This is a genomic window from Methylobacter tundripaludum, assembly GCF_002934365.1.
GTDB lineage: Bacteria > Pseudomonadota > Gammaproteobacteria > Methylococcales > Methylomonadaceae > Methylobacter_A > Methylobacter_A tundripaludum_A.
Genome location: NZ_PTIY01000027.1, coordinates 20,908 through 27,994, shown reverse-complemented (window position 1 = coordinate 27,994; position 7,087 = coordinate 20,908). Strand labels below are relative to the sequence as shown.

6 protein-coding genes are annotated in these 7,087 nt (G+C 49.5%); 1 reads left to right on the top strand and 5 read right to left on the bottom strand.

The features are described 5' to 3' along the window. Window positions 1–329: 329 nt before the first annotated feature. The 5 genes from B0F88_RS18420 to B0F88_RS18400 all read right to left on the bottom strand — a co-directional run bounded on the left by B0F88_RS18420 (window position 330) and on the right by B0F88_RS18400 (window position 5,457). The gene (locus tag B0F88_RS18420; protein ID WP_104425408.1) at window positions 330–656 is read right to left on the bottom strand and encodes a helix-turn-helix domain-containing protein; all 327 of its coding nucleotides are present in this window, start codon (window positions 654–656) and stop codon (window positions 330–332) included. Next, entirely contained in the window at window positions 653–970 is a 318-nt protein-coding gene (locus B0F88_RS18415; protein ID WP_258076733.1) for a type II toxin-antitoxin system RelE/ParE family toxin, read from the bottom strand. The genes B0F88_RS18420 and B0F88_RS18415 overlap by 4 nt, the downstream gene beginning before the upstream one ends. Window positions 971–1,087: 117 nt before the next feature. Beyond that, entirely contained in the window at window positions 1,088–2,137 is a 1,050-nt protein-coding gene (locus B0F88_RS18410; RefSeq protein WP_104425406.1) for a glycosyl transferase family protein, read from the bottom strand. Next, complete coding sequence (gene cyoE / locus B0F88_RS18405; protein ID WP_104425405.1) at window positions 2,134–3,072, bottom strand: heme o synthase; 939 nt, start codon at window positions 3,070–3,072, stop codon at window positions 2,134–2,136. Before cyoE ends, B0F88_RS18410 begins: the two co-directional genes overlap by 4 nt. A 357-nt stretch (window positions 3,073–3,429) precedes the next feature. Continuing rightward, complete coding sequence (locus tag B0F88_RS18400) at window positions 3,430–5,457, bottom strand: type IV secretory system conjugative DNA transfer family protein (protein WP_146083369.1); 2,028 nt, start codon at window positions 5,455–5,457, stop codon at window positions 3,430–3,432. A gap of 498 nt (window positions 5,458–5,955) precedes the next feature. Between B0F88_RS18400 and recA the strand changes: the two genes are divergently transcribed. Beyond that, complete coding sequence (recA, locus tag B0F88_RS18395) at window positions 5,956–6,996, top strand: recombinase RecA (protein ID WP_104425403.1); 1,041 nt, start codon at window positions 5,956–5,958, stop codon at window positions 6,994–6,996. Window positions 6,997–7,087: the final 91 nt, after the last annotated feature.

Here is a 7,087-nt window from a genome sequence, read left to right as displayed (position 1 = left end):
ATAAGCTCAACCATCGCCCTCGAAAAACACTCAATTTTAAAACACCTCATGAGGTCTTTTTTCCTGAACAAGAGAGGGATGCCGCATGATTACTAGAATTGCACTTCGGAGTTGAATCCGCCTCATCCAATAAGGCTTCAACATGATCTATTTCCCATGCATATGATCGCTGATATGCAGGAACTTTAAATCGCTTACTCTTAAGTACGCTACCGATTCCATCAAGTTGTATAGATATTTGTTGAATTTGACTCATTTTTTATATTCCGTTTCGTATTTCAGATGATCGAATCAATGGGGTCGTACTCGATTGGTTTGCAATACTTATATTACAAAAGTCGCTGGATATCCGCGCTTTCACGGTGAGGACGAACAGTAACATGCACGTCAACATCCTGATCGAGACGTTTAAGGATTGTCATAAGCCGGTCAATGGTGAAGCGGTCGAGCTTTGTTTTACGGATGCGTGAAAAATCAGCGGCGGCAATGCCGGTCAGCTCTTCGGCTTTACGCACTGTGCAGGCGCGGTCATCAAGTACCCCGATAATCTCTGCGGCCAACAATGCTTTCAGTTGTTCAACTGCGGCATTGGGGTGGCCGAAGTCGGCAAATACGTTGCCACTGCCACGGATAATTTCAAAAGGTTCGTCATTCATAGCAACATTTCCTTTAATCGTTTTAAACGGTCATGCACAAGGTCTATTTCATGTTTCGGTGTTTTAATGCCTTGCGTTGATTTCTTCTGATAGGCATGGACAACCCATAATTCTTCACTGATTTGGACGACATAAACAACGCGAAAAGCGTCGCCACGGTGACGCAGGACAATTTCCATAACACCTGTGTCGAAACCCTTTAACGGTTTTACATGGTCGGCCATCCGGCCTTCCGCTGCGACGGTCAGTGCGCGGATGGCATCCATCTGCACCGGTGCAGGAAAATCCTCAAAGTCTTTCCGCGCCGCTTTTATCCATGAAATAGACCGTGTCTTTTTAGTCAGATGTTTGCCTTATTTGGGCAATATTGTCATATTTGACAACGTACTGCAAGCAGATGCTTTTTGCTTAAGAATTGTTGGTGGGTTCTGTTAAGCGCTTGGTTTCAGGTGTGAGATAACCCCTGCATATTTTTGCTTATCCCGGCCTAACCAGTAATCCGCAGCCAGTTGCTGCGCCTGTTCCTGCGTTTCAGCCTTGCCTAGCAACTTCAGCGCAATCGCAGCCGTGCCGATGACGGAAGCTTGCGCAAAATCGTCCTCAACTTTTCCCTGCCAGATCAACGCCAGCTGCTCCGGCTCAAGCAGCTCGGGTTTGACGTGCCGGTGGGTAAATAAAGCGGGCCAGTTTTCGTCGGACAATTCGCCGTTATGCACGCTTTGCACCAGGCATTCCATATCGGGATTGCGTTCGGTCTCGCCGCCTTCGCCTTTTAATACCGCCATGTGCGGCTGGTTTAACAGGGCCGCTGCCTGTTGATGCACGGGGCGGTAACCGGGATGGAAGATGCCCTGGATGCTGTATTCCGCGTTAAACGGGTTTAACAAGCGCACCAGGGTATGAACCGGCGAGCGCAGGCCCAGCACCGGGCGCAGTTCTATAATCTCGTGCAGCTTGGGGCAAAAATGCTCCAGCGATAAATAACTGAAATGCTGTTGTTCGAGTTGCTGTTTGGCTTCTTCAATAGAGCTTGCGCATTTAAGCCCTAAATAGCCCAGCATGTTTTCGGTGTACAGCCTGCCTGCGGTATGGCCGCTGGCGCCGTGCATGAAAACGGTGATGCCGTTTTCGGCCAGCAGCAAAGCCGACAGCAAAAACCAGGGCAAATGCCGGCGTTTTCCGGCATAAGATGACCAGTCCAGATCGACTTTTACGCTATTGTCGGCAATATCAAACGATTCCCGTGCCGCCTGCGCGAAGCCGGCCAATTCCTCCGGGGTTTCTTCCTTGACCCGCATCAGCATCAGGAACGCGCCCAGCTGGATCGGCTGCACCTGATCGGTCAGGATCATGTGCATCGCGCGGTAGGCTTCATCCTGAGTTAGCGGCCGTGAGCCTTTTTTGCCCTTGCCCAGGATGCGGATGGTTTCTGCGAACGGATGTTCGGGGTGTGGTGTTTGTTCGTGATGAGTGAATGTCATATCGCCAGGGATGGTGTGTATGCCGCAAGACTGTCTGGAACAGTCGCGGCGAAGGTAAGTTTAAAATAATGGTCGATTAGCAATGCGATGAACAGCACGGTCAGATACATCAGGGAGTAAAAGAAAGTCCGCATCGCTGTTTTGTCGTCTTTCCTGCGCATCATCAAGATGGCGAAATAAATAAAACCGAGGCCCAACGGCACCACGGCGGACAAATAAATCAGGCCGCTCATGCCGGTCAGGTAGGGCAGCAGCGTAACAATGAACAGCAGCAGCGAATACAGCAGAATGTGCAGGCGGGTGTGTTCCACGCCGTGCGTGACCGGTAACATCGGTATGCCGACTTTGGCGAATTCTTTACGCTTGGCGATAGACAGCGGCCAGAAATGCGGCGGCGTCCAGGCGAAAATAATTAGGAACAACAACAGCGAGTGAGGATGCAGTTCGCCGGTCATTGCGCACCAGCCGAGCATCGGCGGCGTGGCCCCGAAAGCGCCCGCAATGACAATATTTTGCGGGGTCATTCGTTTCAGGTAGACGGTATAGATAATCGCGTAACCCAGCGCCGACAAGAAAGTCAGCAATGCGGTCAAGGCGTTGACCATGAATATCAGCAACGCCATCGAGGTAACGCCCAGTACCGACGCAAAAATAATCACGTTGGCGGAGCTTAATTCACCTTTAGGCAGGGGGCGGTGTTTGTTGCGATCCATCAACGCATCGGCTTCGCGGTCGATATAATGGTTGATCGCGGCGGCGGAAGCTGCGGCCAGCGCGATCCCCACGCTGCTGTAGATAAACAGGCCGATCGGCGGCATTCCGGGAACGGCCAATAACATCCCTGCAATAGCCGTAAAAACGATCAGGGCAACCACTTTGGGTTTGCATAACTCAAGATAACTTTTCCAGGAAGCTCGGGGTGATTCGCTTGTCATTATTTAATAGATTCCAACTTTTAGTTTAGGGTGCGGCTCTTTATCGAAACCGCCGGAATGGTATTGCGATGCCCATCCTGCGGTGCGTGGGAACGGTGATCGGTTAAGGTATAGAATACAGTGAACGATTGATTATTGAAATAGGTTGCCATGCCAACGTTTACATGGAAACGTTGTGAACAAGAGGGATTTTACGATGGGGAAGGGTTGGGCAAACCCGATTCGCCGCTCGATTAAAACACCAATGAGTAACGACTGTACCGCGCATTCGTGATGCTTAATCGGGAGGCTCAAAGCTGTTTTTTTGAGCGCGTAAGGACTATCGGCGTGTCTTCCGGCCTAATATGATTGTCAATTTCAGTCGTGTGTTTCCGTCTTTAATTTTTCAAAAAAGTGTTTTTTGACTTTGGCGGGCGGTGCGCCTGTGATAATGACAACATGAAACGCTTCAAACTCCGCGCTCGCCAGCTCTGGCGCGGTAATAAGCGGCCTTTTTGCGGTCATAAGAGGGTGTTTTACATAGCCTAGTTGGTTGGATAGGTCTTTCGCCGCTTGTCCCTTGGCGTTGGAAAATGTCTTGATTTTGCACGTTTCCATGATGGTGTTAATCGCCTTCCCATAGTGATTATGCAGTGCGGCCGTTGATGAAACGACCAGCCAAAAGCGTAGCCCATAGTCATGGTCGGCCAACATCGCCTGTTCTAGCGTCTTAAGCGGCGGAAGCTGTAGAAGTTCATCAAAGACGCATAATAGCGGACTTTCCGGTTTTGTTGCCGGGCGCTCCGCCAAAAGGGCGATTATGTGAGCCTCGAAGAATGCTCGCATAATCGCTCCCTCCGTCGTCATTTTGTCGGGCGTTGTCGCAAAAAAAACAGAAGCCGATCCGTTCAGCAATTCGTCAGGCGTCCAGTCTGTACGGCTTGTATTGGCTAGTAAACGAGGGTTGTTCCAGTCCTTGAGGGCGTTTTTCAGCGATTGAGGAACTGAAGTAAAATAGCCTTTTCCATTGATAATGCCCAACACGTTTCGGGCGTGTGTATCTAACGACCAGATTTCCTCTGATTTGGTGCAAGACTTTAAAATCCGTTCCAATTTTTTGAAGTCGGAGTTTACGGTGTCAATCAAGTCTTTTAGCGTAGCCGCCTGTTCATGGCTCTCGGCATCCAAAATACAATGACAGATAAGGACTGCGAGCAGTTCTTGAACCGCGTCGTTCCAAAAAACGTGGCTACCCTTGCCGGTAGGCGCGAATACAGCCGCTAATTTTTCAGCATCCCCCCACATATCTACAGGAGTGCGGCGCACAACGGAAAGTAGATTAAAGGCGGCAGCATTATCATCTCCGAAAGGATCGAAACGCCAGACTTTTTGCCCCATGGCTTCGCGATAGCTTGCTGTTTGGGCGTAGCGTTCACCGGTCGCATCTAAGCACATCACCCCGCCGGTGTAGGTGGCAAGGTTCGGTAAAATAAGGCTTTTGGTTTTTCCTGAGCCGGTATGGGCGACTGTCAAAATAGACATGTCTCCTGAGTATTCCAATTCTTCCCCGTTTTCCAGCGTGCCGAAGCGAATACTCGCCCCCCAGGGCTGCTCGAATACAGCCAGTCCTTGCAGGCTGCTCATCCAGGCCCTTTGATAGATTGATCCTTCGAAAATAGGCAAAAGATGCAGCCAACCGCGCGAAATGACGCGGGTCCTGATTTGCTGCATTAATTCCGCGCATTTTTCTTGTTTTTGTTTGGCGGTTGATGGTTTTTTATCCGGCGGATGATCGGAATCGTTACGGTTATCTTCGTTAAGTTCCCAGTCTGTTTGTATTTTTAACAGCGTTTTTTCACACTCAACCAACCAATCCTCTGGAAAGGGCTTTGTCAGATAGAGTTGATAATACATCGAAAAACTAAATCTGACCGACGGGTCAAGGGCGATTTTATTCGTCTCTTTTTCAAAGTAAAAAGTGTGGTCGACTTCTTCCCATTCGCCTAAATGCGAGAATTTATAGCCTGTTCTCTTTTCAACGGTAACGCTTGCGGCAACGTCAAACAAGGCTCCGCCGAACGACTTCTCGGCAAAGAAACGTTGCCAAAACATAGGGTCTTTATCGTATAGCACACAAGGATTGCTTATTCTTTGCGGTTCTTGAGGGGGCGGTGTTGCCGCTTCCGGCTCAGGCGCGGCAGGTTCTGGTGCAACAGTCCCAGGCTGGGGAGCTTCTGGAGGTAGATTTTTCACATAGGCCGGCGCGTGCGAAGGTGGGGGGGTTAACCAAGTCCACGGACGTAAAAGCAACAGTAAAAGACCGCCAAAAAGCTGGTAGGGATAATTTAGCATCCATACGAAAATACCGACAAGCGACTCTAGTGCATCTATAAACCAAACGAACAACGCCTACTCCAGAAAAACAGAAAAGCCCAATTGGGCTTTATTTTATAACTATTTAATTATCTGTTTTATACCTAATTAGCGCTCATAAAATCAACCAAAATAGAGTGTTGGTGCTTTAACCACGCTGGAAGATTAGCAAAGTAATAGCCGGGCAGGTTGGCTTTATTTCAGGCGATTCATGGTCTTACGCAATATCCGAATTTTCCGCGCATGGCTGTGGATGATGCAAAAAAAACAGCATAGCAGCGTGCCTAGGTGACAGCCCTTGCTTTCCGCATGGCGTGATGGAGTAACAGTTGGTAAAGTAGAGATTCACCGCCATTTGAAATACGGGAATGCCGGACCTAAACAGCATACGCAACCTTCAGAGCAGGGCTTAATCCTTTCAGCTAAATCAACACTATCCGAAGCCCTGTCTGTATGTGATAATAAATAATTTGATTTTGGCGATATTTCTTTCTAACCGACATAGCCGCAGGGCGTAAAGGGCACTACATAATGGATGAGAACAAAAAGAAAGCGCTAGGCGCGGCGCTGATGCAGATTGAAAAGCAATTCGGCAAGGGCTCGGTCATGCGCATGGGCGATGTGGCGGCTTCGCGCGACATCGACGTGGTTTCTACGGGTTCTCTAGGCTTGGATATTGCTTTGGGTTGCGGCGGTTTGCCACGCGGCCGCGTCATTGAAATTTATGGTCCTGAATCATCCGGTAAAACCACGTTGACACTGCAAGTGATCGCCGAAATGCAAAAACTCGGCGGCACGGCGGCGTTTGTCGATGCCGAGCACGCTTTAGATCCCAGTTATGCGGAAAAAATCGGCGTTAATGTCGATGACTTGCTGGTGTCCCAGCCGGATACCGGCGAACAGGCGCTGGAAATTACCGACATGCTGGTGCGTTCCGGTGCGGTCGATGTGGTCGTGGTCGATTCGGTTGCGGCGTTGACGCCCAAGGCCGAGATTGAAGGCGACATGGGCGACTCCCATATGGGCTTGCAGGCGCGATTGATGTCCCAGGCTTTGCGGAAGTTGACCGGTAACATCAAGCGTTCCAATACGCTGGTTATTTTTATCAACCAGATTCGGATGAAAATCGGCGTCATGTTCGGCAGTCCTGAAACCACCACCGGCGGTAATGCGCTTAAGTTTTACGCTTCAGTCCGTCTGGATATTCGCCGTATCGGCTCGATTAAAAAGGGCGAAGAAGTTATCGGTAATGAAACCCGGGTGAAAGTCGTCAAGAATAAAGTCGCTCCGCCGTTTAAACAGGCCGAGTTCGAGATTTTATACGGGGAGGGTATTTCCTTTCTGGGCGAGCTGGTTGATTTGGGAGTAAGTTACGGTTTTATCCAGAAATCGGGCTCCTGGTACAGTTACGGCGACGAGAAAATCGGCCAGGGTAAGGATAACGTGAAGGCCTTCTTAAAAGAGCATCCTGAAAAAGCCAAAGAGATCGAAACGAAAATAAGAGCCGAGGCTTTCGGCAAGAAAGTCGCTCCTCTGATTGATGTGCCTTCGGTTGTTGACGAGGACGAATAGCCGGTTTATTTAGCACGTGAAGTGATTATAAGTTTTTTATTCACCACGAAGGACACGAAGAAATGAAAACTTCGTGCTCTTCGTGGTGAAT

Excerpts from the sequence above, each read along its gene's own strand:
- B0F88_RS18420 (WP_104425408.1), bottom strand. The coding sequence starts at position 656 with ATGAATGACGAACCTTTTGAAATTATCCGTGGCAGTGGCAACGTATTT.
- B0F88_RS18410 (WP_104425406.1), bottom strand. The coding sequence starts at position 2,137 with ATGACATTCACTCATCACGAACAAACACCACACCCCGAACATCCGTTC.
- cyoE (WP_104425405.1), bottom strand. The coding sequence starts at position 3,072 with ATGACAAGCGAATCACCCCGAGCTTCCTGGAAAAGTTATCTTGAGTTA.
- recA (WP_104425403.1), top strand. The coding sequence starts at position 5,956 with ATGGATGAGAACAAAAAGAAAGCGCTAGGCGCGGCGCTGATGCAGATT.